The 24,340-nt window shown below is 63.3% G+C and carries 23 protein-coding genes; 13 read left to right on the top strand and 10 right to left on the bottom strand.

Features of this window, described 5'->3' with window-relative positions:
* Positions 1-94 precede the first annotated feature (94 nt).
* The gene (locus tag AWH62_RS02520) at positions 95-1,237 is read right to left on the bottom strand and encodes a hypothetical protein (RefSeq protein ID WP_075188864.1); all 1,143 of its coding nucleotides are present in this window, start codon (positions 1,235-1,237) and stop codon (positions 95-97) included.
* A 216-nt stretch (positions 1,238-1,453) separates the two neighbouring features.
* Here AWH62_RS02520 and AWH62_RS02525 point away from each other — a divergent pair, with 216 nt between their 5' ends.
* Positions 1,454-2,563, top strand: a complete 1,110-nt coding sequence (locus AWH62_RS02525) for a glycoside hydrolase family 3 protein (RefSeq protein WP_075188865.1) — start codon at positions 1,454-1,456, stop codon at positions 2,561-2,563.
* Positions 2,564-2,671: 108 nt separating this feature from the next.
* Here the strand turns inward: AWH62_RS02525 and AWH62_RS02530 are convergent, their stop codons facing one another.
* The 3 genes from AWH62_RS02530 to AWH62_RS02540 all read right to left on the bottom strand — a co-directional run bounded on the left by AWH62_RS02530 (position 2,672) and on the right by AWH62_RS02540 (position 7,143).
* Complete coding sequence (locus AWH62_RS02530) at positions 2,672-4,639, bottom strand: S9 family peptidase (RefSeq protein ID WP_075188978.1); 1,968 nt, start codon at positions 4,637-4,639, stop codon at positions 2,672-2,674.
* Positions 4,640-5,145: 506 nt separating this feature from the next.
* On the bottom strand, positions 5,146-6,801 hold the full coding sequence (gene groL, locus AWH62_RS02535; RefSeq protein WP_075188866.1) for a chaperonin GroEL: 1,656 nt from the start codon (positions 6,799-6,801) through the stop codon (positions 5,146-5,148).
* A gap of 54 nt (positions 6,802-6,855) precedes the next feature.
* The gene (locus AWH62_RS02540) at positions 6,856-7,143 is read right to left on the bottom strand and encodes a co-chaperone GroES (protein ID WP_075188867.1); all 288 of its coding nucleotides are present in this window, start codon (positions 7,141-7,143) and stop codon (positions 6,856-6,858) included.
* A gap of 267 nt (positions 7,144-7,410) precedes the next feature.
* Between AWH62_RS02540 and AWH62_RS02545 the strand changes: the two genes are divergently transcribed.
* The 3 genes from AWH62_RS02545 (at position 7,411) to AWH62_RS02555 (ending at position 10,441) form a co-directional block, all read left to right on the top strand.
* On the top strand, positions 7,411-8,094 hold the full coding sequence (locus AWH62_RS02545; protein WP_075188868.1) for an OmpA family protein: 684 nt from the start codon (positions 7,411-7,413) through the stop codon (positions 8,092-8,094).
* Between the two features lie 199 nt (positions 8,095-8,293).
* Positions 8,294-9,541, top strand: coding sequence for an EAL domain-containing protein (locus AWH62_RS02550; protein WP_075188869.1), 1,248 nt, complete (start codon positions 8,294-8,296; stop codon positions 9,539-9,541).
* Between the two features lie 48 nt (positions 9,542-9,589).
* Positions 9,590-10,441, top strand: coding sequence for a TIGR01459 family HAD-type hydrolase (locus AWH62_RS02555; protein WP_075188870.1), 852 nt, complete (start codon positions 9,590-9,592; stop codon positions 10,439-10,441).
* 12 nt (positions 10,442-10,453) lie between these two features.
* Here the strand turns inward: AWH62_RS02555 and AWH62_RS02560 are convergent, their stop codons facing one another.
* Together AWH62_RS02560 and AWH62_RS02565 are read right to left on the bottom strand one after the other, a co-directional pair.
* Positions 10,454-11,143 carry a protein phosphatase CheZ gene (locus AWH62_RS02560; protein WP_075188871.1) on the bottom strand — a complete coding sequence of 230 codons (690 nt, stop codon included), beginning with the start codon at positions 11,141-11,143 and terminating at the stop codon, positions 10,454-10,456.
* Between the two features lie 54 nt (positions 11,144-11,197).
* Complete coding sequence (locus AWH62_RS02565; protein WP_075188872.1) at positions 11,198-11,584, bottom strand: response regulator; 387 nt, start codon at positions 11,582-11,584, stop codon at positions 11,198-11,200.
* 109 nt (positions 11,585-11,693) lie between these two features.
* Here AWH62_RS02565 and AWH62_RS02570 point away from each other — a divergent pair, with 109 nt between their 5' ends.
* The 6 genes from AWH62_RS02570 to mutL all read left to right on the top strand — a co-directional run bounded on the left by AWH62_RS02570 (position 11,694) and on the right by mutL (position 19,442).
* Complete coding sequence (locus tag AWH62_RS02570; RefSeq protein ID WP_233128237.1) at positions 11,694-12,149, top strand: MaoC family dehydratase; 456 nt, start codon at positions 11,694-11,696, stop codon at positions 12,147-12,149.
* A 6-nt stretch (positions 12,150-12,155) separates the two neighbouring features.
* Positions 12,156-13,100 (top strand): bifunctional riboflavin kinase/FAD synthetase, encoded by a 945-nt coding sequence (locus AWH62_RS02575; protein WP_075188873.1) that lies wholly within the window; start codon positions 12,156-12,158, stop codon positions 13,098-13,100.
* Positions 13,101-13,280: 180 nt separating this feature from the next.
* Entirely contained in the window at positions 13,281-16,262 is a 2,982-nt protein-coding gene (ileS, locus tag AWH62_RS02580) for an isoleucine--tRNA ligase (RefSeq protein ID WP_075188874.1), read from the top strand.
* Positions 16,255-16,854: a signal peptidase II gene (lspA, locus tag AWH62_RS02585; protein WP_075188875.1), complete on the top strand. Its 600-nt coding sequence runs from the start codon at positions 16,255-16,257 to the stop codon at positions 16,852-16,854. The genes ileS and lspA overlap by 8 nt, the downstream gene beginning before the upstream one ends.
* A gap of 75 nt (positions 16,855-16,929) precedes the next feature.
* On the top strand, positions 16,930-17,472 hold the full coding sequence (locus tag AWH62_RS02590; RefSeq protein WP_075188876.1) for a DUF3035 domain-containing protein: 543 nt from the start codon (positions 16,930-16,932) through the stop codon (positions 17,470-17,472).
* A gap of 80 nt (positions 17,473-17,552) precedes the next feature.
* Positions 17,553-19,442 carry a DNA mismatch repair endonuclease MutL gene (gene mutL, locus AWH62_RS02595; protein WP_075188980.1) on the top strand — a complete coding sequence of 630 codons (1,890 nt, stop codon included), beginning with the start codon at positions 17,553-17,555 and terminating at the stop codon, positions 19,440-19,442.
* A gap of 162 nt (positions 19,443-19,604) precedes the next feature.
* Here the strand turns inward: mutL and rsmD are convergent, their stop codons facing one another.
* A complete protein-coding gene (rsmD, locus tag AWH62_RS02600) occupies positions 19,605-20,165 on the bottom strand; it encodes a 16S rRNA (guanine(966)-N(2))-methyltransferase RsmD (protein ID WP_075188877.1) in 561 nt (186 codons plus the stop codon).
* Between the two features lie 6 nt (positions 20,166-20,171).
* Positions 20,172-21,266, bottom strand: a complete 1,095-nt coding sequence (locus AWH62_RS02605) for a pseudouridine synthase (RefSeq protein ID WP_075188878.1) — start codon at positions 21,264-21,266, stop codon at positions 20,172-20,174.
* Positions 21,267-21,304: 38 nt separating this feature from the next.
* Here AWH62_RS02605 and tadA point away from each other — a divergent pair, with 38 nt between their 5' ends.
* From tadA to AWH62_RS02620, 3 genes are all read left to right on the top strand, one after another.
* Positions 21,305-21,799: a tRNA adenosine(34) deaminase TadA gene (gene tadA, locus AWH62_RS02610; RefSeq protein ID WP_233128238.1), complete on the top strand. Its 495-nt coding sequence runs from the start codon at positions 21,305-21,307 to the stop codon at positions 21,797-21,799.
* Positions 21,789-22,121 carry a TfoX/Sxy family protein gene (locus tag AWH62_RS02615; protein WP_075188879.1) on the top strand — a complete coding sequence of 111 codons (333 nt, stop codon included), beginning with the start codon at positions 21,789-21,791 and terminating at the stop codon, positions 22,119-22,121. Before tadA ends, AWH62_RS02615 begins: the two co-directional genes overlap by 11 nt.
* A 105-nt stretch (positions 22,122-22,226) precedes the next feature.
* Entirely contained in the window at positions 22,227-22,691 is a 465-nt protein-coding gene (locus tag AWH62_RS02620; RefSeq protein WP_075188880.1) for a hypothetical protein, read from the top strand.
* On the opposite strand, the gene AWH62_RS02625 is transcribed toward AWH62_RS02620, so the two are convergent.
* Both AWH62_RS02625 and AWH62_RS02630 read right to left on the bottom strand, forming a co-directional pair.
* On the bottom strand, positions 22,688-23,263 hold the full coding sequence (locus AWH62_RS02625) for a GNAT family N-acetyltransferase (RefSeq protein ID WP_075188881.1): 576 nt from the start codon (positions 23,261-23,263) through the stop codon (positions 22,688-22,690). The genes AWH62_RS02620 and AWH62_RS02625 overlap by 4 nt on opposite strands.
* Positions 23,260-24,003, bottom strand: coding sequence for a sulfite exporter TauE/SafE family protein (locus AWH62_RS02630; protein WP_075188882.1), 744 nt, complete (start codon positions 24,001-24,003; stop codon positions 23,260-23,262). The genes AWH62_RS02625 and AWH62_RS02630 overlap by 4 nt, the downstream gene beginning before the upstream one ends.
* Positions 24,004-24,340 lie beyond the last annotated feature (337 nt).

Consider the following 24,340-nt stretch of genomic DNA (forward strand, 5'->3'; position numbering starts at 1 on the left):
TTGCCAGCCCCTTTTTTTGTCCGTATCCGGCCAGAAAAAGGGCGGACCCGCCCGTGCTGGTCCGCCCCGTTTCATGACGGGCATTGGCGCGCGGTTACTCCTCGTCATCCTCGCCGGTCTCGATTTCCATGATGACGACGCGATCGCCGCCATCCAGCTCGATAACGCGGCGATTATCGGCCCGCTGGACGCGTTCGATCCGCATTTGGCGGCGGGCGTCGCGGCTTTCACGGCGACCCTCACGGTCGGCGCCGGCCAGGCGATCGACTTCCAGGCGATTGAGCCAATCGACCAGATCATCGCCGGTCTGTTCTTCGCCGTCGATCCAGACACGCTGGCGGCCATCGGTCTCTTCGATCCGGATGTCGTTGACATCATCGCGGCCCATCACTTGATGCAGACGTTCGATGTCGGCGCGTCGGGAGTCATCCGCCCGCAGGACTTCGACCCGGGCCCGGCGCATCTCGTCGTCGGCGCGCAGGACCTCCACACGGGCGCGGGCGATGTCGCGTTCGGCGCGGGCCATGTCACGGACGGCGCGTTCGACCTCGATCCGCGCATGACGGCGTTCGGCCTCCATCTCGATGCCGGCCTCGCGCAACTCACGGCGCGCCTCTTCCATGGCTTCGCGCATTTCGTGGCGCGCTTCCCGGAGTTCGGCGCGAACTTCGGCCTTTTCCTCGTCGTTGAGCTCTTCCCAGTCGCGCGAATTGACGACGCGATCCTCGTCGAGCCCGGCCAGGGCCATCTCGAGCGAGTGCATCACCGTGGCCTCCAGGCTTTCGCCGTCAAAGCCATCGAGATCGATCGCGATGCGGGCGAGATTGTGTTCCATGTCGGCAAGGTGTTCGGCGCGCTCGGCCATGTGGATGTCGAGCTCGCGGCCCATCCGGACGTGCTCACCTTCCACGACGCGGACGTCGTCACCATCGATGATGATGACGCTGCGCGGGCCGATTTCGACGCGGTTGCCATCGACGTGCACGATGTTGTCGTCGATCGCGATTTCCTGACCGTCGATGCGGATCACCGAGCGCTCGCCGTCACGGTCGATATGGATGGTCCGGTCGCCATTGGCGCCGCGGATCTCGACGATCTGGCCATCATCGCCGACAAAGGTGGCGTGGTGGTCGGTGCTGACATGCACACGCATCTGGCGGGCGTCGTCATCGTCCAAAGCAAAGGCGGCGGCCCCGGTCACGGCAAGCGCAGCACCTGCCAGCAAGAATTTTCTCATCGCTCATATCCCTCTTCGATGTCCGCTCAACCTGCACAGTCCAGTCTTACGGCGCCCCTGTGCGCGGCTAAATAATTTGTCACGAACCCAACCTGCTCCGCCTGGACTTTATCGACAAGCTATAGCGCGTGACTGCGCCTGAGGGGCGAGCAGGCTTGCCAGCGGGCGGACCGGTCCGCATGGTCACCACAGGGCAAGTTGGTGACGGACAGGACAATGGATCGACGACGCGTACTGCAATCGGGGCTCGCGGCCACGCTGATGGCGGCGGCTGGGCCGGCGGCCCGCGCAAGCCTGCTGGACGCCGTGGCAGAACGCTCGCTGGCCGAGCGGGTCGGCGAGATGTTGTTGCTGGGATTCATCGGTTCGCATGCTCAAACGGAAGGCGCCGACATCATCGACGCCCATCTGTCCGAAAAGCGGATCGGCGGCGTGCTCTTCCTGCGCCACAATGCCCGCACCCGCGAGGGCGCCGAAGGATCAGCCGCCCGTTTCCGCGCGACCCGGCCGGACGCCTGGATGGCGATCGACCAGGAAGGCGGGCTGGTCCAGCGCCTGTCGCGTGACATGGGCTATACGTGGATCCCCCGCGCCATGCAGGTGGTCGAGGAACGCGGGCTGAGTGGTGCCCGCGAGCTCTATGCGATCGGTGGCCGCGAGCTCAAGGCGGCCGGCTTCAACATGAATCTCGCCCCTGTCGCGGATGTGCATGATGCGGAGAATGCCGTGATCGGTCGTCATGGCCGGGCCTATGGCACGGATGGCGAGACCATCGCCGCCTATGCCGGGGCCTTCATCGATGCGTTTGAAGCGTCAGGCGTGGCCTGTGCGATCAAGCATTTCCCCGGACATGGGCGCTCACGCGGCGATAGTCATGACGGTTTTGTCGACATCTCCGAGAGCTGGAGCGAGGCCGAGCTGGCCCCCTTCCGCGAACTCATCAATGACGGCAAGGCGCACCTCATGATGGGCGGACACCTGACCAATCGCCAGCTCGACCCCAGCGGCGTGCCGGTGACCTTCTCGGCACCCGTGCTTGAGGACTTGCTGCGCGGTCAGCTCGGTTTTGATGGCGTGGTGATGACCGATGATCTCGACATGGGCGCCATCCGCGATAATTACGACCAGCGCGAGGCCGTGATCAACGCCATCGAGGCCGGCAATGACATGATCATGCTGTCCAACTCCGCCGCCCCGGATGCCGAACTCCCGCAACGCATTGTTGACTGGGTGGTGGCGGCCATCTCGGAAGGCCGCCTGACCGAAGAGCGCATCAACCAGTCGGTGGCCCGACTGGCTGTGCTGAAGGCGCGAGTCGGGCTTTAGTCGGCGGGGCCGGTCAGGGCGTCCAGCAGGATCTGTTGCGCCAGCTGACCGGCTAGGTCACCGGGACATATGCGCAAGGCATCTGTCCCGGCTTTGACTTCCGTCGACTTACTCGGCCGGAGCGTCGTCCTGCTCACGCAGATACTCATCCAGGAAGCTCACATAGGCCTCCGACGCCGTGATGCGGTTCTCGCGGCGGCGGAAGCCGTGGCCCTCATCCGGGAAGAGAACATATTCCACCGGCACGCCATTGGCGCGGACAGCCTCGACCAGCTCGTCGCTCTCAACCTGCAGCACGCGCGGGTCATTGGCGCCCTGGATGACCAGCATCGGACGGATCACATTCTCGGCGTGGAAGAGCGGGGAGATGGCGTGGTGACGCTCGCCGTCGGTCGCCGGATCGCCCATCTCGTCATAGAGCGCTTCGCGGAAGCTCTCCCACCAGGGCGGGATCGAGGCCAGGGTGCGCTCCCAATTGGTGACACCGAAAATATTGATGCCGACCTCGAAGGCTTCGGGATGGAAGGTGAGGGCGGCGGCGGTCATGAAGCCGCCATAGGACCCACCGATCACGCCGACCTCGTCTGCCGAGACCCAGTCCTGTGACCGCAGCCAGTCACCGGCGGCGACAATGTCGCGCAGGTCTTCCTCGCCATGACGGCGGTCATCCATGTGGAAGAAGGTCTTCCCATAGCCTGACGAGCCGCGGTTATTGGCGGCATAGACAGCATAGCCGTGATTGACGAGGTGCTGGATGGTAGCGGAATAGCCGATCCGGCTTTGCCCGCCCGGGCCGCCATGCACCCAGACCAGCGCCGGCACCGGATTGTCGGCGCTGGCCTCATGCGGGCGATAGAGAATGCCCGGGATTTCCAGCCCGTCGAAGCTTTCAAAGCGGACGACCTGCGCGTCCACCATCTCGTCTTCCGAGATGGCCGGATTGAGGGCATTGGTCAGTTGGGCATGGTTCTGGCTGGCCAGGTCCACGACATGGAGATTGGACGGCGAGGTCGCCGAATTGATCAGGAAGGCGATGCGGCCCTCGTCGCGGGAGAAACGGACCGAGCCAATATCACCGGCCGGCAGTTCGGGCAGGGTCAGGGTCTCGCCACTCATGGTGTCGAGAATGGTCACCTCGGTGCGGGCATCGGCATTGATGCCGGAGACGCGGTATCGGCCCGTGTCGGAATAGATCACGAACTGGACGTCCCATTCGGCCTCGATCAACGGCGCTGTGGTGCCGTCGGACAGGTCATAGGTCCAGGCCTGGTTGAATTCGCCATGCTCGTCCGTGGCATAGACAAGCTGCGAACTGTCTGGCGTGAAAGTGTAGACGCCATGCGCGATATTGCCTTCGTGGGCCGTGATCACGCTGGGCTCGGTCTCGCCGGAGGCCAGGTCGAGCAGCAGGATGTCGCTGTCGGCCGAGGTGCGGTTGCGCACCAGGGCGACCCAACGCCCGTCCGGGCTGACATCGCCGATCTCCAGCGCATCATCATTCTGGAAGACGAAGCCGCTCTCATAGCTCAGCGTGTCATAGGCATAGATGTCCATGGCGCTCTGGTCGCGCTCATTGGTCATCAGCCACATGTCATTGCCATCCGGCGACCAGCCGAGGAATTGCGCTCGCACTTCTTCGCCGGGGGTGATGTCATTGAGACGGCCATCGAGCTCGCGCACGAAGATGTGGGAGATTTCATTGCCGCCGCTGTCGGCGGTCACCACGGCGCGGTCATCGGTCGGGAACCAGGACAGGGCGAAGGTGGCATTGGTGTCGGATGTCGTCAGCGCCTCGCGCTCACCCGTTTGCGGATCGACGGCATAGGCATTGAACACGCCGGTCTCGTCCGAGGAGATCAGGATCCGGCTGTCATCTGCCGACCAGGCAAAACCGGCTGATGAGGCGAGGCCGAAGCTGGTGGTCTGGTGGAAGGTGGCCGCATCGTAGCGGGCAACGGCCTCAGCGGCCGCAGCGGGCGCCTCGGCGATCTCGGTTTCGGTGCCGGTCCCGGCCGGCTGGCAGGCGGCCAGCAGGCCGGCCAGCGCCAGGCTGGAAGCGGAAATCAGGTATTTCATGGCGAACCCCTCGAAAATTGCTGGCGCGACCATAACGCGGAGAGGGGGCCATGTCGCAAGGCAAATGGAATAAGTCCTTCGCGCGTCTTCCTTCTCCCTTGGGAGAAGGTGCCCCAAAGGGGGCGGATGAGGGGATTGGGTGGTTGGCACCGCGATTTGCCCCTCACCTTGACCCTCTCCCGAGGGAGAGGGAAGCGCGCCGAGAGAACAAAAGAAAAGGGCCGCCCCATCGGGACGGCCCTTTCCTTTGTTCGGTCAGGTGACCGGCATGATTACATCATGCCGCCCCCGCAGACCGGCTTGCCGGTCTGCTCACCTTTCGATGATGGGCGGCTTTATGATGTTTGTTACATCATGCCGCCCATGCCACCCATTCCGCCGCCGCCGTCCGGCTTGCCGGACGGCTCACTTTTGATCGATGGGCGGACTCATGGGGGCATGGCAAAAGAAAAGGCCCGCTCCATCGGAGCGGGCCTCTCTTTTAGTCGGTCAGGTGACCGGCATGATTACATCATGCCGCCCATGCCACCCATTCCGCCCATGCCGCCCATGTCAGGCATGCCGCCACCGGCGCCTTCTTCCTTCGGCGTATCAGCCACGGCAGCTTCCGTGGTGATCAGCAGGGAGGCGACGGAGGCCGCGTCCTGAAGGGCTGTGCGGACAACCTTGGCCGGGTCGATCACACCGAAGGCGAGCATGTCGCCATACTCTTCGGTCTGGGCGTTGAAGCCGAAGGTCGCGGAAGCGTTTTCCATGACCTTGCCGACCACGATCGAGCCTTCGACACCTGAATTGGTGGCGATTTGGCGGATCGGGGACTGCAGGGCGCGGGCCACGATGGCGATACCCTGGGTCTGGTCCGGATTGTCACCCTTCAGGCCGGCCAGCTTGGCGGAGGCCTTCAGCAGGGCAACGCCGCCGCCCGGGACAATGCCTTCTTCAACCGCAGCGCGGGTGGCATTGAGGGCGTCGTCGACGCGGTCCTTCTTCTCTTTCACTTCGATCTCGGTGGCACCGCCGACCTTGATCACCGCGACGCCGCCGGCCAGCTTGGCCAGACGTTCCTGCAGCTTCTCACGGTCGTAATCAGAGGTGGTTTCCTCGGACTGGCGACGGATCTGGCTGACGCGGGCTTCGATCTGGGCCTTGTCGCCAACGCCGTCGACGACCGTGGTGTCGTCCTTGGTGATGGTGACGCGCTTGGCCGAGCCAAGCATGTCGAGGGTGACGGTTTCCAGCTTGATGCCGAGATCTTCAGAGATCACCTGGCCACCGGTCAGGATGGCGAGATCTTCCAGCATCGCCTTGCGGCGATCACCAAAGCCCGGCGCCTTGACAGCGGCGATCTTCAGGCCGCCACGCAGCTTGTTGACCACGAGGGTCGCCAGGGCTTCGCCTTCAACGTCTTCCGCAATGATCAGCAGCGGACGCGAGGACTGAACCACGGCTTCCAGGATCGGCAGCATCGGCTGCAGCGAGGTCAGCTTCTTTTCGAAGAGCAGGATATAGGGCTCTTCCAGCTCGGCCTGCATCTTGTCGGCGTCGGTGATGAAGTAAGGCGACAGGTAGCCGCGGTCGAACTGCATGCCTTCGACGACGTCCAGCTCGGTTTCCAGGGACTTGGCTTCCTCGACGGTGATGACACCCTCTTTGCCGACCTTGTCCATGGCCTTGGCGATCATCTCGCCGATTTCCTTCTCGCCATTGGCGGAGATGGTGCCGACCTGGGCGACTTCAGCGGAGTCCTTCACCGGGGTGGAGCTCGCTTTGATGTCTTCCATGACGATGGCGACGGCCTTGTCGATGCCGCGCTTGAGGTCCATCGGGTTCATGCCGGCAGCAACCGACTTCATGCCTTCACGGACGATGGACTGGGCCAGGACCGTGGCGGTCGTGGTGCCGTCGCCGGCGACATCATTGGTCTTCGAGGCCACTTCGCGCAGCATTTGTGCGCCCATGTTCTCGAACTTGTCCGTCAGTTCGATTTCCTTCGCGACGGAGACGCCGTCCTTGGTGGTGCGCGGTGCGCCGAAGGATTTTTCGATGACCACATTGCGGCCCTTGGGACCGAGTGTGACCTTGACAGCATTGGCGAGGATATCGACGCCGCGCAGCATGCGTTCACGCGCGTCGGAGCCGAAAAGTACGTCTTTGGCAGCCATTGGAATATTTCCGTTCTTCTAGCTTGAGAGGGGTGTTCTGATCAGGTGTGCGGCTTACGCCATCACGCCGAGAATGTCGGACTCTTTCATGATCAGCAGCTCGACACCGTCAACGGTGACTTCGGTGCCGGACCATTTGCCGAACAGGATGCGATCACCGGCCTTGACGTCGAGCGGGCGCACAGTGCCGTCATCCTTGATGGCGCCGCCACCGATGGCGACAACTTCGCCTTCCTGGGGCTTTTCCTTGGCCGTGTCGGGGATGATGATCCCGCCTTTGGACGTGGACTCTTCTTCAACGCGCTTCACCAGCACGCGGTCGTGCAGAGGACGAAAAGTCATCTTGGGTTTTCTCCAAACAGAGGACTGAAGGTTCATCGCGGTCGGTGGGGGTTGTTGGCACTCACCCCAGTCGACTGCTAACAGCGGCGGAGATAGGTTGTCGCCGCTCGTCCGTCAAGGGAGATCCGGTGCAATTTGTGCCGCTTGAGTTCGACGGATCGCCGGTCAGCTTGCGTTCATATCCGGAAAGATAAATCCGCCATTGCCATAGCTGTCATATAAATCGATATGATAGGCATCTAGTTGCGTCACCGAGAGGGATACACGATGAAACTCCGCCCAACCATTCTCCGCACGACCATTCTGACCGTCGCTGCGCTGTCCATGGCAGCCTGCACGACGACCGACCCCTATACCGGCGAGACCCGGGCCAACAATACGGGGCGCGGCATTCTCCTGGGCGCAGCTGCCGGTGCGGCGCTGGGTTATCTCACCAACACCAATGACAGCGAAGAGGGCCGGACCAACGCCCTGATCGGTGCCGGCATCGGCGCGCTCGCCGGTGGGGCCATCGGCAATTACATGGACCGCCAGGAAACGGCCATGCGCGAAGCCCTGTCCGACACCGGCGTTGGTGTCCGCCGCGAGGGCAATGATCTGCGCCTGATCATGCCGGGCGATGTCACCTTCGCGACCAACTCCGCTGACATCCAGGGCCAGTTCTATAGCATCCTCAGTGATGTCTCGACGGTGCTGAACCGTTACCCGGCCACTTATGTCGATGTTGTTGGTCATGCCGACTCGGTTGGCGCCGCGGACTACAACCAGCAGCTCTCCGAGCGTCGGGCCCTGTCGGTCGGCAATTATCTCATCGCCCAAGGCGTGTTGCGGGACCGTTTCTACATCGCCGGCATGGGCGAGCGTTCACCGATCGCCTCGAATGACACGGCGGACGGGCGTCAGCGCAATCGTCGCGTTGAAATCCTGATCCGGCCGCACGCCGCCTCGTAGGCAAACTGATTCTCCACAGGAAACGACCAGCGGCCCGCCTCCAAGGCGGGCCGCTTTAATTTATGCATGTCATTATAGATCAATATGTTAGATGGTGAATGCCCGATCAGGGTTTACCTTCGTTAACCAAACGACAACCCGCGCCAACACAGTTTAACCTTCAAGCACACCTGACGTTTCGCTGATTCGAAGGCCCGACATGCCCCGCGCATCCGACATTTTGATCCTGCTGACCTACATCACCATTGCGGCCGTTGCCGCGATCGGCTTCGAGTTCTTCGGTCTGATGCCGACGCTCAATGCCTGGATGATGGGGGCGATCGTCTTCGTCGTGGCCGGCATGGCCCATTCGGCCGCCGCCCGTGGCCAGGAGCGTCGGGCGCTGGAATCCGAGATCCATGAACTCAAGGCGGCCAATCTGGCGCTTGCCGAGGAATTCGAGGCGGCCCAGTCGCGCATTGACGAGATCGCCGACGAATTGCGCGCGGAATCGGTCGAGCGCGATAATGCCTTGGTTCATGAAGTGAAGGTGCTGGAAGATCTGGTCCGTCGCGTCGGCCCCGCCGACGCGCAAGCGCGGGCCGACATGCCGACGGCTGCCGCATCCTCCTCGCGCACCGACATCGACACGGTTCGCGAGGCACTCGCTGCCAACCGCGTCGATCTTTACCTGCAGCCGGTCGTCACCCTGCCACAGCGCCGCACGGCCTTTTATGAGAGCTATACCCGCCTGCGCGACGCCACCGGCCGCATCCTGGCACCGGGCGCCTTCATGGCCGCCGCCGAAGAGGCCGGCCTGATGACCGAGGTCGACAATCTCCTCTTGTTCCGTTGCGTCCAGATCGTGCGCCGCCTGACCGGCCAGGACCGCAAGGTTGCGATTTTCTGCAATGTCTCGCTCAACTCCCTGGCCGACGAGACCTTCTTCCCGGAATTCCTCGACTTTATCCGCCAGAACAAGGATCTGTCCGGGTCACTGATCTTCGAGATTTCGCAGCAGGCCTTTGAAGAGCGTGACGCCATTGCGGCCCGCAACATGGCCCGCATGGCCGATTTCGGCTTCCGCTTCTCGATTGACCAGATCCACCATGTCGAGCTTGACCTGACCGAGATGGAACGGGCCGGTGTCCGCTTCGCCAAGATTGGCGGCCGTCGCCTGCTCGACGCGATCGATAATTACGAGTCGATTGCCGGCTATGAGGCCGGTGCCATCGCCACCGAAGACATGGCGGGCCTGTTCGGTCGCCACGGGATCGAACTCATTGTCGACAAGATCGAGGATGAGGCGACGGTGGTTGAAGTGCTGGAAATGGACGTCGCCTATGGTCAGGGCCACCTGTTCGGCGAACCTCGCCCGGTTCGTGATGACGTGCTGGAGACTGCCCGTGACAGCGGCAAGGGCACGGGGCGCGACGCCGACAGCAATGTCATCCAGATGACGGCTTGACCAACGCGCCGCATTGACCGCTTGCCTTGCGCCTGCTTCAAGCGCGGCATGTTACCTGAACTCGCCACACTCGGCCCGCTCCGCGACCGCTATGACACGCTCTATTGCGATGTCTGGGGTGTTATCCGTGATGGCAGCGACCTTCTCCCGCCGGCCGTTGATGCATTGATGCGTTTCAGGGCCAGCGGCGGTCGGGTCTGTCTGGTCTCGAACTCGCCGCGACGCAGTTCGTCGCTGGTGCATTTCCTCGCAGATATGGGCCTGCCGGATGCCGCGACCGATGCGGTCGTGACCTCCGGCGATGCGATCCATCGCCAGCTGGTCAAGCGGACGCCAGGCAAGGCCTTCAATATCGGACCGGAGCGGGATGGCAGCCTGTATGCCGGACTCGATCTGGAATTCACTGATATCGAGCAGGCAGACTTCATTTCCTGCACTGGCCCCGACGACTATTTCAACGGTCGTCCGGAGGATTACGACGCGGTGTTGCGACGGGCGCTGGAGCGTGGGCTGGACCTGGTCTGCGCCAATCCGGACATTGTCGTGCAATCGGGGAATCGCCTGGTCTTCTGCGCCGGTGCGATCGCCCGGTATTACCGCGAAATGGGCGGGACCAGCATTGTCGCGGGCAAGCCGCACCGGCCGATCTACCGACTGGCGAAGCGGGCGCTGGAAGCAAAGGGTTTCGAGGTCGACCTGGATCGCGTGCTGGCGATTGGCGACGGTCCGGAGACCGATGTCGAAGGGGCCAGCCGGGCCGGGGTCGATTGCCTCTTCATCGCCGACGGAATTCTCGGCGAAACGCTGAACGGCGGCCGCCTCGATGTCGAGACAGCCGCCGCAGCGCTGAAGGATTATGGTGTGTCGTCCCGCTATGTCGCGGACCGTCTCACCTGGTAGCTGTGTGGCCGGTCAATCGAACAGGGAGTCGATCGAACCCTGGTCGAGATCCGAGGCCGGGGCCGCGTCGGCGAACATCGCGTCGATGTCGTCCTGGCTGGTTTCCGGACCGCCGATGGCAGGACCATTGAGCAATTGCTCACGGTTGCGCTTGTCTTCGGCGGTTTCCTCGACAACCTGGTCGGCATCGCGAACGCCCATGACTTCGGCAAAGCGGGACACGCGGTTTTCCACGTGGCGCAGCGATGTCACGACTTTGGACACCCGTTGGCCGGCGAGATCCTGGAAGCTGCACGCCTCGATGATGGTCATCATGCGGGCTTCGACATTGGCGCGGTAGGCGTCATAGTCGGCTTCATCGTCACAGAGCACGGCTTCCGCCTCGCTCATGATGGTCTCGGTCGCCCGTTCGGTATCCCCGACGACGGCCTCAAGTTCCTGACCGGCTGACGGGATACGCGACGTCTTGATATCGTTCGGTCGCAGGGCAGCAATCTCGTCGCGAGTGCGTGAGATATAGTCCGCGATATAGTTGAATTCCTGGCAGATCGACTGGTCGAGGGAGCTGAAGAACAGCTTCATCGTATCCGTCAGCTGGTGCGCCAGCTTCAGGACTTCCATGATCTGGGCATCCTGCAGATCACTCGCTTTCAAAGAAGCAAGAGACGTGCGGACTTGCGCGGCAACATTGGCGGCGGGCATGGGGCCCTCCTTCCTTTGCAGACTCAAACGAGGGTGGGGCGGTTCATCAAGCGACTAGAAGTCGCCGAGAACAGCCGACATCTTCGATTTGAGGGTTCCGGCGTTGAAGGGCTTCACGATGTAATTGTTTACACCAGCCCGCTTCGCCGCGACCACGTTTTCGGTCTTGGATTCTGCGGTTACCATGATGAAGGGCGTTGCCTTCATGCTTTCATCCGCACGAACTTTCTGCAGGAGCTCGTAGCCCGTCATGGGCTCCATGTTCCAGTCTGAGATCACCAGACCGTACTTGTTTTCCTGCATTTTCGCGTAGGCTTCCTGGCCATCGGCGGCCTCGTCCACATTTTCGAACCCGATCTGCTTGAGCAGGTTGCGAATAATGCGGATCATGGTTTTGTAGTCATCCACGACCAGGATCGGCATCGTCATATCGACAGCCATGCTTAGTCTCCATCCACTCGGCGCGTTTACACAAGGACAGCTTGTTCCGCTGTCTTCAGCGAGGACCCTAGACATTCGCGGATAAAAATCGGTTAAAGCGGATACAAAGATGGAGTCACACATGTCGGAAGTGCGCGGCATCGCCCTTGAAGAAATGGAAATTGGTCTTTCCGCAGAGGCAGTTAGAACTGTCACTGAAGATGATTTGGATATGTTCGCGAAGGTGTCCGGGGACTATAACCCGGTGCATATGGACGAGGAATTCGCCCGCAAGACGCCTTTTCGCGGCCGGATTGCACATGGCGCGCTGGTCGCATCCTATATTTCAGGCGTGCTCGGAAATCAGCTGCCCGGACCGGGCGCCATCTTCCTTGGCCTCAACATGCGCTTCTTCCATCCGACCCGGATCGGCGACGAGGTGCGCACCCGTGTTGAAGTGAAATCGGTCGATCTCAAATCCCGCAAGGCGGTCATGGACTGTACCTGTTATGTCGGCGAGAAACTGACCATGCAGGCGGAGGCCGAGGTCATGGTTCGCAAGCAACGCCGTGCCTCGACAGACTGATCGCGGATGAGAATCCTGCGAGGTCATAATCAATTGCCGGGTGATAGTCGTGGCGCTGTCATTGCCCTGGGCAATTTTGACGGTGTCCATATGGGGCATCGTCACGTCATTGCGCTGGCGGGTGGTCTGGCCGGCTCATTGAAGGCGCCGCTCGGGGCCGCCCTGTTCGACCCGCATCCGCGTCGTTTCTTCGCGCCGGACGCGCCGACCTTCCGGCTGATGAGCGAAACCCGGCGTAACCGCATCCTGGAAAGCCTGGGCGTCGAACAATTGCACATCCTGCCTTTCTCCATGGATATGGCAAGGATGACTCCGGCCGAATTCGTCGGCGATGTGCTCGCCGACGGGCTGGGCATTGCCGGTATTGTGACCGGTGAGGATTTCCGTTTCGGGGCCGGTCGGGCGGGCGCCACCGATGATCTCGCCCGCCTGTGCGCGGATCACGGCATCGCAACGGCCTTTGCCGAACTGCACGGCAATGGCGCCGACAAGGTCTCCTCGACGCGTATCCGCAAGGCCATCCGTGATGGCGACATGCGTGCCGCCGAGACGCTGTTGGGTACGCCCTGGGCCGTTGAGGGCATCGTTCAGCGCGGCGATCAGCGTGGCCGCACCATCGGCTTTCCGACCGCCAATCTGACGCTGGGCGACTATGTGCGCCCCGATTATGGCGTCTATGCCGTCCGGGTGGGTGTCGATGGTGACAGCCCGTCCATCGCTGCCGTTGCCAATATCGGCAAACGGCCGACGGTTGATGGCGTCACGGAACTGCTCGAAATTCATTTGCTCGACTGGTCCGGTGACCTTTACGGTCGCAAGCTGGAGGTCGAGTTCTTCGATCATCTGCGCTCGGAAAAGCGGTTCGACGGGCTGGAGGCGCTGAAGGCCCAGATTGCCGAGGACGCCATCGCCGCCCGCAAGGTGCTGAGCGGCCTGTCTGGACCGGCCTGAGCGGCTCTGTTACACGCGAGGCATGGTCTCAATGTCCCTGTTCATCCGCCCGGCAGCGCCCGCTGCTGCCCTCGCCATCGGGCGAATTACCGGCCCGGGCCGCCGCATGTGATGTGGGCGGTTCCGGGACATGTCCTGCCTTGAACCCATGACCATAAAAGACCGCAAGGATCCGATCCGATGACGGACACGCCCTCGACGACTGGCGCGACAGATACCGCCGCCACCTCCCGTGATTACAAAAACACGCTTTTCCTGCCGACCACGGAATTCCCGATGCGCGCCGGCTTGCCGCAGCGCGAGCCGGAATGGCTGGAACGCTGGGCCAAGCTTGACCTGTACAAGCGCCTGCGGGCCGAAAGCGCCGGCCGGCAGCGCTGGGTGCTGCATGACGGGCCGCCCTATGCCAACGGCCATATTCATATCGGCACCGGCATGAACAAGATCCTCAAGGATATGGTCGTCCGCTCCAAGCAGATGGCCGGCTTTGATGCTCCCTACCGACCGGGTTGGGACTGTCACGGCTTGCCGATCGAGTGGAAGGTCGAACAGAATTTTCGTGCCAAGGGGCGCAACAAGGACGATATCCCGGTCCAGGAATTTCGCGCCGAATGCCGGACCTATGCCAGCGAGTGGGTCGGCGTCCAGTCGTCGGAATTCCAGCGCCTGGGTGTCAGCGGTGAGTGGGATGATCCCTACACCACCATGGCGTTCGAGGCCGAAGCCGCGATCGTGCGCGAATTCCTCAGCTTCGTCGATCAGGGCCTGGTCTATTGCGGTTCAGCCCCGGTGATGTGGTCGCCGGTCGAAAAGACCGCCCTGGCCGAAGCCGAGGTCGAGTATCAGGATAAGGTTTCCTCGACGATTTTCGTGCGTTTCCCCGTGCGCGGCGTGCGCAAGGATGGCAGCGCCATCCCGAAATCCTGCATTGGTGCGCATGTCGTCATCTGGACGACGACGCCCTGGACCATCCCGGGCAATCGCGCGATCTGCTATTCGCCCGAGATCAGCTATGGCCTTTACAAGGTGACCGGCGTTGATGGCGGCGATTTCACGCCCTGGGCGATGCCGGGCGACCTTCTGATCGCAGCCGATGCGCTGTGGGAAGAGACGGCCAAGGCCGCGATGATCGGCAATTGGGAACGCGTTGACTCCATCGATCCGACCGGCTTCGTGTGTTCGCACCCACTCTCCGAACTCGACCGTTTCTGGTCCTATCCGGTGCCGCTGCTGGCCGGCGATCATGTCACTGACGAGGCCGGAACCGGTTTTGTGCACACCGCGCCCAGCCATGGTGCCGAGGACTATGTGGCCTGGATGTCGGCGCCGGAATGGCATGACAAGGACGCGCCGGTCCCGCACATGGTCGACGAGAACGGCGCCTATTATCCGCATGTGCCGGTCTTTGCCGGACTGAACATCATCCGCCTTGACGGCAAGAAGCAGGGCCAGGACGGGCCGGCCAACAAGGCGGTGATGGACGAGCTGATCGTGCAGGGCAAACTGCTCGCACGCGGCCGTCTCGAGCACTCCTATCCGCATTCCTGGCGTTCCAAGGCGCCGGTCATTTTCCGCAATACACCGCAATGGTTTGTCGCCATCGATCGGCCGATGAAGTCCGGCGGCACGCTGCGCGAGAAGGCCCTGAAGGGCATCTCGGAGACCAGCTTCACGCCGAAAATCGCCGAAAACCGCATCCGCTCCATGGTCGAGCAACGGCCGGACTGGTTGATCTCGCGCCAGCGCGCCTGGGGCGTGCCGCTGACCATGTTCGTGGAGAAGGGCACCACCCGCGTGCTCAACGACCCAAAGGTCAATGAGCGCATCATCGATGCGGTTGCCGCCGATGGTGCTGACGCCTGGTTCGAGCGTCCGGCCGCCGACTTCCTTGGCAGCGAGTATGACGCCGACGCCTATGAGAAAGTCACCGACATTCTCGATGTCTGGTTCGACAGCGGCTGTACCCACGCTTTCGCCCTGGAACCGCGGGCCGATCAGAAATGGCCGGCCGACCTCTATCTGGAAGGTTCCGACCAGCATCGCGGCTGGTTCCAGTCCTCCCTGCTCGAAAGCGCCGGCACCCGCGGCCGGGCGCCTTATGACGCCGTCCTGACCCATGGTTTCGTGATGGCCGGCGATGGCCGGAAAATGTCGAAATCGCTGGGCAATACGCTGGCCCCGATCGAGATCGGCAAGAAATACGGCATCGAAATCCTGCGCCTGTGGGCCGCAGCCCAGGACTTCACCGATGATCTGCGCATCTCCGAGGAGATCCTGCAGACCTCGGTCGATGCCTATCGCAAGATGCGCAACACGCTGCGCTACCTGTTGGGCGCGCTGCACGGGTTTGACGAAACCGTCGAGCACGTGCCGCATGATCGCATGCCGTCTCTCGAGCGCTTCATGTTGCATCGCCTGCATGAGCTCGATGGTGTCGTGCGCGATGGCTATGCCGCCTACGACTTCAAGAAGGTCTATTCGGCGCTGTTCAATTTCTGTGTCGTCGATCTGTCGGCCTTCTATCTCGATATCCGCAAGGACAGCCTGTATTGCGACCGGCCTGATGATGATCGCCGCAAGGCCTGCCGTTCGGTGATGCACGAGATTTTCATGCGCCTGACCGCCTGGCTGGCGCCGATCATGCCCTTCACCATGGAAGAAGCCTGGTTGTCGCGCTTCCCGTCCGAGGATGACAGCGTGCATCTGCGCACTTTCCCGAAGACGCCGGGCGACTGGCAGGATGGGAGCTTGGCGGAGAACTGGCGCACCATTCGCCGTTTGCGCCGCGTCGTGAATGGCGCCCTGGAAGTCGAGCGCCGCGAAAAGCGCATCGGGTCGAGCCTTGAGGCCGCGCCGCGTGTTCATGTGACCGATGCGGCGTATCGGGCTGCCCTGGCTGCCGAGACCAACGGGGATGTCGATGACTTCCTGGCCGAGATCGGCATCACCAGCCAGGCTTATCTGGTTGATGGTGACGCGAGCGGCGAAGCCTTCCGCCTCGACGATGTCGCGGACGTCGCTGTGGTGCCGGGCCGGGCCGAAGGCGCCAAATGCGCTCGCTCGTGGAAATATTCGACTGAGATCGGCGCCGACACACGCTATCCCGACCTGAGCCCGCGCGATGCGGATGCGGTCGCCTGGTGGGACGCCACCCATGCCTGAGTGGGCGATCGAGATCCGGCGGCGCTTTGCCGCGTCGCCGGTCCCGCGCCTGGGTCTGGGCATTGCCGCCGTGATCCTGGTGCTCGACCAGCTCTCGAAATGGTGGGTGTTGTCCGGCCTCAATTTCTCGCCGGCCGGTTGTCTGGACTATCAACGCGCCGAGGGGGCCGAGCGGCTCACCCTGGCCAATACCTGCGGTCATATCGAAGTGTCGCCGGTCTTCGACCTCACCATGGTGTGGAACAAGGGTGTCAGTTTCGGCCTTCTGGGCGCCGACGGGCCGATCGGCCGGACCATATTGATCGCCTTTTCCGTGCTGGTCGCCGCCGGCCTGATCGCGGGACTGCTCAATGCCGGGCCGATCCGGGCGACCCGCCGACTGCAAGGCATCGCTTTCGGTTTCATCATCGGCGGTGCGCTGGGCAATGCCATTGATCGTGGGCTCTATGGCGCTGTCGTCGATTTCCTCAACTTCTCAGATGTTTACTTTCCTTACGTCTTCAATATCGCTGATGTCGGCATCAATCTCGGCGTCGCTGCCATCCTGCTCGACGTCTTCTTCAATGATCGCAAACCCGCATCCGACACCTAGTGTGGAATGCGGGGTGGAGTGATGCCCCGGCTTTGGGTTAAGCTGCGGCAGACAAAAATTCGGAGTCTCACAGAGATGCGTTTGCGTACTGCTATTTTCGCCGCGACCACCGCGGCCATCGCCCTTTCCGGCTGCAGCAATGTCTCGCGCGCGCTCGGCGCCGAGCGCTCGACACCGGATGAGTTCCGCACCGTGACCATCGCACCGCTGACGGTTCCGCCGGAATATAATCTGCGCCCGCCGCGTCCCGGTGAGCCTCGCCCGGACGAGATCTATCCCGACCAGCAGGCGCGTGCTGCCCTGCTCGGCTCGCAAGGTGAGTTTGAAGGCTCCGACGCCGAGGCCCTTTTGGTCGCGCGTGCCGGTGGCGGTGGTGCTGATCCCTTCATCCGCTCGATCATTGACGGCGAGATGGCCAGCGTTGTTCGCAAGAATCGCGGTTTTGCCGACATGGTCCTGTTCTGGCGCGATGGTGAATACCGTCCGCGTGGTGACGCCACCCCGCTCGACGCCGAAGCCGAAGCCCTGGCCCAGGAGCGCATCCAGAATGTCACCGGTGGTGGCGATGTGGAAATCGAGCGCGATCGTCGCCTGCTGCCCAAATTGCCGGGCCTTTGAGGCCGTTCTGTCCATGAGGGCAGGCACACACACTTGACCGACTCGGGGCCAGCCAAGAGGCTGGCCTCATGTCTTTGGCCATGACCCGACCCATCATCCGACGCCTGCCACCGGAAACGGTGAACCGTATTGCTGCCGGCGAAGTCGTCGAGCGGCCGGCCTCTGTCGTCAAGGAACTGGCCGAAAACGCCCTCGATGCCGGCGCCCGGCGGATCGACATCACGGCCGAGGGCGGTGGTCTGGCCCGTTTGCTGATCGAGGATGACGGCAAGGGCATGAGCCCGGCCGAGCTGGAACTGTGCATCGAGCGCCATGCCACGTCCAAACTGCCGGTCGGTAATAACGGGCAGGATGACCTGCTCAATATTTCCACCATGGGGTTTCGCGGCGAGGCCTTGCCGTCGATCGGCTCCATCGCCCGCCTCTCGATCACCAGCCAGGCCAAAGGCGCCGGTGACGCCTGGGCGATCCTGGTGGAAGGTGGCAAGACCAATGGCATCGCTCCCGCGGCTCCACTGGGACGCGGCGGTACGCGGATCGAGGTGCGCGACCTTTTCTACGCCACGCCGGCGCGCCTGAAATTCCTCAAATCGGAACGCTCGGAAAATCTCGGCATCACCGATGTCGTCAAGCGCATGGCCATGTCACGGCCCGATGTCGGCTTCTTCCTCACGCTCGACGGTCGCAAACGCCTGTCGGTCGCTGCCGAGCGCGGTGAGGGGGGTGAGGCGCGTATCGCCCGCATGTCAGCCATTCTCGGGGCCGATTTCGGCGAGAATGCCCTCGAGGTCGACCAGACCCGCGATGAGGTGCGCATTTTCGGCTTTGCCAGCCTGCCGACCTATTCGCGCGGCAATGCGATGCACCAATATCTCTTCGTCAATGGCCGACCCGTCCGGGACAAGCTGCTGGGCGGCGCTGTGCGCGGCGCCTATCAGGATTTCCTTGCCCGCGATCGCCATCCGGTCGTGGCGCTGAATGTCGAACTGCCTACCGGTCTGGTTGACGTCAATGTCCATCCGGCCAAGGCCGAGGTCCGCTTCCGCGATGCCGGGCTTGTGCGCGGCCTGATTGTCGGCTCCTTGCGCCATGCCCTGGCCGCGGCCGGTCATCGCGCCTCGACCACGGTCGCCGGCTATGCGCTGGGGCGGGTCCGTCCCGAGGGGTATCAGCCGCCGCAACCACCGCCGGGTGGCTATCAGTCCCACACCGCCAGCCTGGCCGCCTGGGGCGCACCGCGGCCGCCGTCGGAACCGGTCCAGGACCGTGTCTTTGATCCCGGCATGTCGGCGCGCGTTGAACCGGATACATCAGGCTATGGCACCGGCATGGGCGAGGGGGCGCCGGCGGGTTTCGACACCGCCCAGCAGCCCGCCAGCCCACCACCGGACTGGCCGCTGGGCGTGGCGCGGGCGCAATTGCACGAGACCTATGTCGTCGCCCAGACCGGCGATGGCATCGTCATCGTCGACCAGCACGCCGCCCATGAACGCCTCGTCTATGAGCGCATGAAAAAGATGATCGCCGAGACCGGTGTCCAGCGTCAGCGTCTGCTGGTCCCGGAAATCGTCAATCTCGACGAGGCCGAAGCGCGTCGACTGCTCGAGCGGGCCGAGGAACTGGAAGAACTCGGCCTCGTCATCGAAGCCTTCGGCCAGGGCGCCATTGCCGTCCGCGAAACGCCCTCGCTTCTGAAAAAGCTCGACGTCCAGGGCTTGATCCGCGACCTCGCCGACGATCTCGCCGAGTACGACCAGGCCCTGTCGCTCAAGGAAAAACTGGAAGACGTGGTCGGCACCATGGCCTGCCACGGCTCTGTCCGCTCAGGCCGCCGCCTGACCGGCGAAGAAATGAACGCCCTCCTGCGCGAAATGGAAGCGACGCCCCATTCCGGCCAATGCAATCACGGTCGGCCCACTTATGTCGAGCTCAAGCTGAGCGATATCGAGCGTCTGTTCGGGCGGCGGTGACCCCTCACCCGGCCCTTCGGGCCACCTTTCGTCGTGTCAGACAGTCCACAGGACTGTCCTTTGGCTCCTCAACCCGCAAGGGGAGAGGGCGTTCTTGATGAAGGCCGGCTCATACGCCTTCTCCCCTCGCGGGAGAAGGTCCCCGCAGGGGGGATGAGGGGCCTAGCCCCGCGTCAGAAACAGGACCTTCGCCGCGCCATAGACCTTCTCCACCTGACACACCCAGCCCGGTGTCACCGGTTCTTCCTCCGCTCCGACTTCCAGCACGGCGACGGCGTCCTCGCTGACCCAGTTTCCCTCGATCAGCTTTTCCAGCGTCTTGGTGCCGAGACCAAAGCCATAGGGCGGGTCGAGGAAGATGAGGGTAAAGGGCTCACCCAGATTGGAGGGTTTTTCGCCCAGCGCTGTGGCGTCGCGGCGGTGGATGCGGGTGATGCCGAAGAGTTGCAGCGTGTCGACATTGTCTCGGATCGCGCCGCGCGCCTCGGCCGCGAACTCGACGAAGAGGCAGAAGGCCGCCCCGCGCGAGATGGCCTCCAGGCCCAGCGCGCCGGAGCCGGCATAGATATCGGCGACGCGGGCGCCTTCAATGGCCGGACACCAGTCGGCATGCTCGATCACATTGAACATGTTCTCGCGCGCCCGGTCCGAGGTCGGCCGGGTCGATTTTCCCTTCGGTGCCACGAGGGCGCGATTGCGGAACTTTCCGCCGACGATGCGCATGCCGGACTAGCTCCGGCCGCCCGGCTTGCGCGGACCACCCGGACGACCGCTGCCGCCGCGTGGACCGTCATTGCGGCTGCCTTTCGGGGCGCTGCCCTTGGGGCCGCTCGGACGCGGTGCCGGCTTGGCGGTTGGCTTGCCATCCTTGTCGCGGCGGGCGCGGGTGGACTTGGCGTCGAGCGGGCGACCCTTCAGGGTCGGCTCGAGCAGGCTGTCATCGATTTCGCGCTTGGGGCGACCCGGCTGCCCCGGTCCGCCCATGGCACGCCCTGCAGGCCTTTGCCCCGGCTTCTGGCCGGGCTTGCGCGGCGGGCGGCTGGGCGCGCGCGGCTTGGCGATGGCCTGTCCGGTCGGTGTCTCACCCATCTCGATCAGATGGCCGCACTGGTCGTGCAGCACGCGCGAGGGCACGGACTTGATCTCGCCCTTTTCCAGCTGGCCGAGCTGGAAGGGGCCATAGGCGATGCGGATCAACCGGTTGACGCGCAGGCCGACCGCGTCGAGCGCCTTGCGGACCTCACGGTTCTTGCCTTCGCGAATACCGATTTCCAGCCAGATATTCGAGCCGGTCTCGCGCTCGACCTCGACTTCCATCGGGCCGTATTTGATCCCTTCCACCGTCACCCCGGCGCGCAGGATTTTCAGCGCTGACTCGGAAATCGAGCCAAAGGCACGGGCGCGATAGCGGCGCGTCCAGCCGGTCGAGGGCAGTTCCAGGGCGCGGGCGAGGGCGCCGTCATTGGTCAGAAGCAGCAGACCTTCCGACGTCAGGTCGAGACGGCCGATCGAGATCACCCGACCGATATCCTTGGGGATGGCGTCGAACACGGTTTCGCGCCCTTCCGGGTCGGCATGGGTTGTGACCAGACCGTCCGGCTTGTGATAGCGCCACAACTTGGTCGCCGCTGGCGGCTCGATGCGTTTGCCGTCCACCTCGATCATTTCCGTGCCCGTGACCTTGAAGGCCGGCGTGTCGAGCGTCTTGCCATCGACCTTGACGCGGCCGCCCTCGATCATGCGCTCGACCTCGCGGCGTGAGGCCACGCCGGCGCGGGCGAGGAATTTGGCAATACGTTCTGAGGTGTCGGCAGTTCCGGTCACGCTTGACCCTTTCGATGCGGCGCTCTATCGCGCGCAGTATGACGAACCCGCGCGATACACGTTTTATGCAGGCGGCGCTACGCCTGGCGCAAGCGGCAGCTGAGGCTGGCGAGGCACCGATCGGTGCACTGATCGTCGATCCGGCCACGGACAGCATTGTCGCGCAGGCCCATAACCGTCCGATCGCCGGCCATGATCCGACCGCCCATGCCGAGATACTGGCCTTGCGCGCGGCGGCCGAGACGCTGGGCAATTACCGGCTCACCGGTCTGGAACTCTATGTCACGCTCGAGCCGTGCGCCATGTGTGCCGGCGCCATCAGCCATGCCCGCATCGGCCGGCTGGTGTTTGGTGCCAGCGACGAAAAGGGCGGGGCGGTGATCAGCGGCACGCGCTTTTTCGAACAGCCGACCTGCCACTGGCGTCCCGATGTCGTCTCCGGCATTCTCGCCGATGAAGGTGCGGCCCTGCTCAAGGATTTCTTCCGCGCCCGGCGCAAGGCGAAGGCAGTGGAGCGTCGCGATGGCATATGATCCTGATCTTGTCGACCGCATGGAGGCCGCCCTGGTGGCACTGGGCCAACGCCCGGAACGTCGCCGCATGTTCGGTGGGATCGCCCTGATGATCGGTGGAAACATGAGTTTCGGGACGTCCCGGGATGAGCTTCATGTCCGCGTCGGCCCTGACCAATATGTCGCCGCACTGGCCAAACCCGGTGCCCGCGAAATGGATCTGACCGGCCGTGTCATGACGGGATGGGTGACGGTGGACGGGCCGTCCGACCTCGATGATGAGGCGCTGTCGGCCTGGGCGAAAATGACCACCGACTTCGTCACCACCCTGCCCGTCAAGTAGTTACGTTATTTCGGCAATTCACGTTAACGCCAACTTGTCATAAAACCTTGTCTTGAGTTGAATCGGTCGCCGGACGAAGAGGAGCCATCCAAGCGGAGCGCTCCGATGCGTCGTGCACTGATCAAAACTTCCCTCGTTTCCGCCCTGGCGCTTGCCGGCTCTGGTGCCGCCATGGCCGAGGCCGCCATTTGCGCCGATGCGCCGATCCTGCTGCGCGATGTCACCATTATCGATGCGTCCGGGGAATGGGACGACCAGGATATCTTGATCGAGGCCGGCCGTATCTCGGCCATCGGTTCGGAAATCGAGCTGGAAACCGGTCAGGCCATCATCGAACTCGGCCGGCCCGGCGCCATCGTCCGCCCCGGCGTGCAGCCGACGGCGAGCGCCGGCGCGATCTTCATTCGCACCTCGACCGCCGCCAGCCGTCGCACGGCAGCAGTCCTGTCAGCCGGATCGCCAGCCGATCTTCTCGTCTATGCCACGGACGAACATCTGGCCGGCCAGGTCGAGCTCGAAATTCGCGGTGGCCGTATCGCCGGTCTCACCGATAGCTGCGTCGCCGGCTAGGCCAGGCGCGCATCCAGTCCGGCTTTGACCGTCGGCCATTCGTCTTTCAGTACCGAGAAGAACACCGTATCGCGCCATTCGCCTGTCCAGCACAGGAGATGGCGGCGCAGCGTGCCTTCGCGTGTGGCTCCCATCTTGGTCATGGCGGCTTGCGAGCGGGTATTGAGATGATGGGTCTTGAGCTCGACCCGTTCCGCCCCGGCCTCGAAGGCGCCGCCGAGCAGCAGGCGTTTGGCGGCCGGATTGATCTTGGTGCCGCGTGCCATGGCGCCATACCAGGTCCAGCCGATTTCGAGGCGTTTATGCTCGGGGGCGAGGGTCAGATAGGCCGAATGGCCCACCGCCACACCGTCCTCTTGCCGGCGGACGACGTGGGAGAACTGCGTGCCGGCCTTGGTGCCTGACAGCATCAGGTCGAACCAGGCGTTGAAATGCTCGCCATCGCCGCGCAGCGAGGTCAGCGCCCAGAGCTCTGTCTCGGCGGCGAGCGGGCGGAGTTCCTCGCGATGATCGTCCGTGAGCGGTTCCAGGCGGACAATCGCATTCTCGCGAACCTGTGGCGTGATGATCATGCCGATCCTCCGATGAGCAACAGGGCACCGCGCAGCACATAGATTGCGCCGATGACCGAGACGATCCATTTCGTCCATTTGCGGAATTGCACATCACTCATCAGCGCCAGGAAGCGAGCGCCGGCGGTCGTGCCGAGAATGGCGAGCGGGGCGGCGACCAGCAGCCATTGCGCCTGTGGCAGGCTGGCAGCGGTGAACGCAGGCAGGATGTAATAGGCGATCTTGACGCCATGGCTGACCACCTGGGTCGCCGCCTTGGTCGCCACGATGCTGCGCCGGTCGCTCTGCGTGTCGGCGAAGAAGACGTCCAGCAGCGGGCCGGACACGCCGGCGACGACATTCAACCCGGTCACCACAAAGCCGCAGGCCACCGCGTGGTGCGGCCGGGCCGCGTCGAGATGCAGGATGCGTTTGGGCAGCCAGATCACCGCTGGCACCAGTCCCAGGATGATGAACAGCCAGGGCTTGGACAATTCGAAACTGGCGAAGGCGAGCAGGCCGGCGGCGCCGGCCGAGCCGGCGAGATAGATCGCCAGTATGCGCCAGTCGATCCATTTGAGGTGCAATATGGCCCGCCAGCCATTGGACACGCTCTGGATCACGCCGTGTACGACCATGGCCGAGGCCACCGGCAGGACCAGCGCCAGCGCGCCCATCAGGATCAACCCGCCCGCCATGCCGAACACACCGGAAATAAAGGCGGTGATGAAGGTCGCGAGAAGGATGAAGGCAGCGATCATCGGGCGACTATATCGCGGGCTGAGGCGAGGGCGAGTGCTGGGTGCAGGCGGGTGTATGGCTTGCGGAACACAACCGGAACGTGTAGTGTGCGGGCATGCGTGGTTGGCTTGGAGAAATAGGGCGCAGACTACTTGATAGTGTGGCGCGGCTAATCGGCTGGCGCCCAAGTGGCGCGACCGCGAATAAGGCGCTGTGGCGAAGCTGGGAGCAGTCCAGCAGGGCGATCAGTTTGGGCCTATTGGGCATATCCCTGTTTGCAGACAATGCGGCAATGCGCCCCGGTAGCTTTGTTTTGGGCGCGGGCCTGCTGGTAGTAAGCTGGCTTTGCGCATTTTT

The sequence above is a fragment of the Maricaulis sp. W15 genome (genome assembly GCF_001924955.1).
Classification (GTDB): Bacteria; Pseudomonadota; Alphaproteobacteria; order Caulobacterales; family Maricaulaceae; genus Maricaulis; species Maricaulis maris.

Bases quoted from the DNA above. Each gene is read 5' to 3' on its own strand.
- AWH62_RS02570 (WP_233128237.1), top strand. From the start codon at position 11,694: ATGGAGTCACACATGTCGGAAGTGCGCGGCATCGCCCTTGAAGAAATG.
- AWH62_RS02590 (WP_075188876.1), top strand. From the start codon at position 16,930: ATGCGTTTGCGTACTGCTATTTTCGCCGCGACCACCGCGGCCATCGCC.
- ileS (WP_075188874.1), top strand. From the start codon at position 13,281: ATGACGGACACGCCCTCGACGACTGGCGCGACAGATACCGCCGCCACC.
- AWH62_RS02560 (WP_075188871.1), bottom strand. From the start codon at position 11,143: ATGCCCGCCGCCAATGTTGCCGCGCAAGTCCGCACGTCTCTTGCTTCT.
- AWH62_RS02575 (WP_075188873.1), top strand. From the start codon at position 12,156: ATGAGAATCCTGCGAGGTCATAATCAATTGCCGGGTGATAGTCGTGGC.
- AWH62_RS02615 (WP_075188879.1), top strand. From the start codon at position 21,789: ATGGCATATGATCCTGATCTTGTCGACCGCATGGAGGCCGCCCTGGTG.
- lspA (WP_075188875.1), top strand. From the start codon at position 16,255: ATGCCTGAGTGGGCGATCGAGATCCGGCGGCGCTTTGCCGCGTCGCCG.
- AWH62_RS02550 (WP_075188869.1), top strand. From the start codon at position 8,294: ATGCCCCGCGCATCCGACATTTTGATCCTGCTGACCTACATCACCATT.
- tadA (WP_233128238.1), top strand. From the start codon at position 21,305: ATGACGAACCCGCGCGATACACGTTTTATGCAGGCGGCGCTACGCCTG.
- AWH62_RS02555 (WP_075188870.1), top strand. From the start codon at position 9,590: ATGTTACCTGAACTCGCCACACTCGGCCCGCTCCGCGACCGCTATGAC.
- AWH62_RS02525 (WP_075188865.1), top strand. From the start codon at position 1,454: ATGGATCGACGACGCGTACTGCAATCGGGGCTCGCGGCCACGCTGATG.
- AWH62_RS02620 (WP_075188880.1), top strand. From the start codon at position 22,227: ATGCGTCGTGCACTGATCAAAACTTCCCTCGTTTCCGCCCTGGCGCTT.
- AWH62_RS02520 (WP_075188864.1), bottom strand. From the start codon at position 1,237: ATGAGAAAATTCTTGCTGGCAGGTGCTGCGCTTGCCGTGACCGGGGCC.
- groL (WP_075188866.1), bottom strand. From the start codon at position 6,801: ATGGCTGCCAAAGACGTACTTTTCGGCTCCGACGCGCGTGAACGCATG.
- AWH62_RS02625 (WP_075188881.1), bottom strand. From the start codon at position 23,263: ATGATCATCACGCCACAGGTTCGCGAGAATGCGATTGTCCGCCTGGAA.
- mutL (WP_075188980.1), top strand. From the start codon at position 17,553: ATGACCCGACCCATCATCCGACGCCTGCCACCGGAAACGGTGAACCGT.
- AWH62_RS02565 (WP_075188872.1), bottom strand. From the start codon at position 11,584: ATGGCTGTCGATATGACGATGCCGATCCTGGTCGTGGATGACTACAAA.
- AWH62_RS02530 (WP_075188978.1), bottom strand. From the start codon at position 4,639: ATGAAATACCTGATTTCCGCTTCCAGCCTGGCGCTGGCCGGCCTGCTG.
- AWH62_RS02630 (WP_075188882.1), bottom strand. From the start codon at position 24,003: ATGATCGCTGCCTTCATCCTTCTCGCGACCTTCATCACCGCCTTTATT.
- AWH62_RS02545 (WP_075188868.1), top strand. From the start codon at position 7,411: ATGAAACTCCGCCCAACCATTCTCCGCACGACCATTCTGACCGTCGCT.
- rsmD (WP_075188877.1), bottom strand. From the start codon at position 20,165: ATGCGCATCGTCGGCGGAAAGTTCCGCAATCGCGCCCTCGTGGCACCG.
- AWH62_RS02540 (WP_075188867.1), bottom strand. From the start codon at position 7,143: ATGACTTTTCGTCCTCTGCACGACCGCGTGCTGGTGAAGCGCGTTGAA.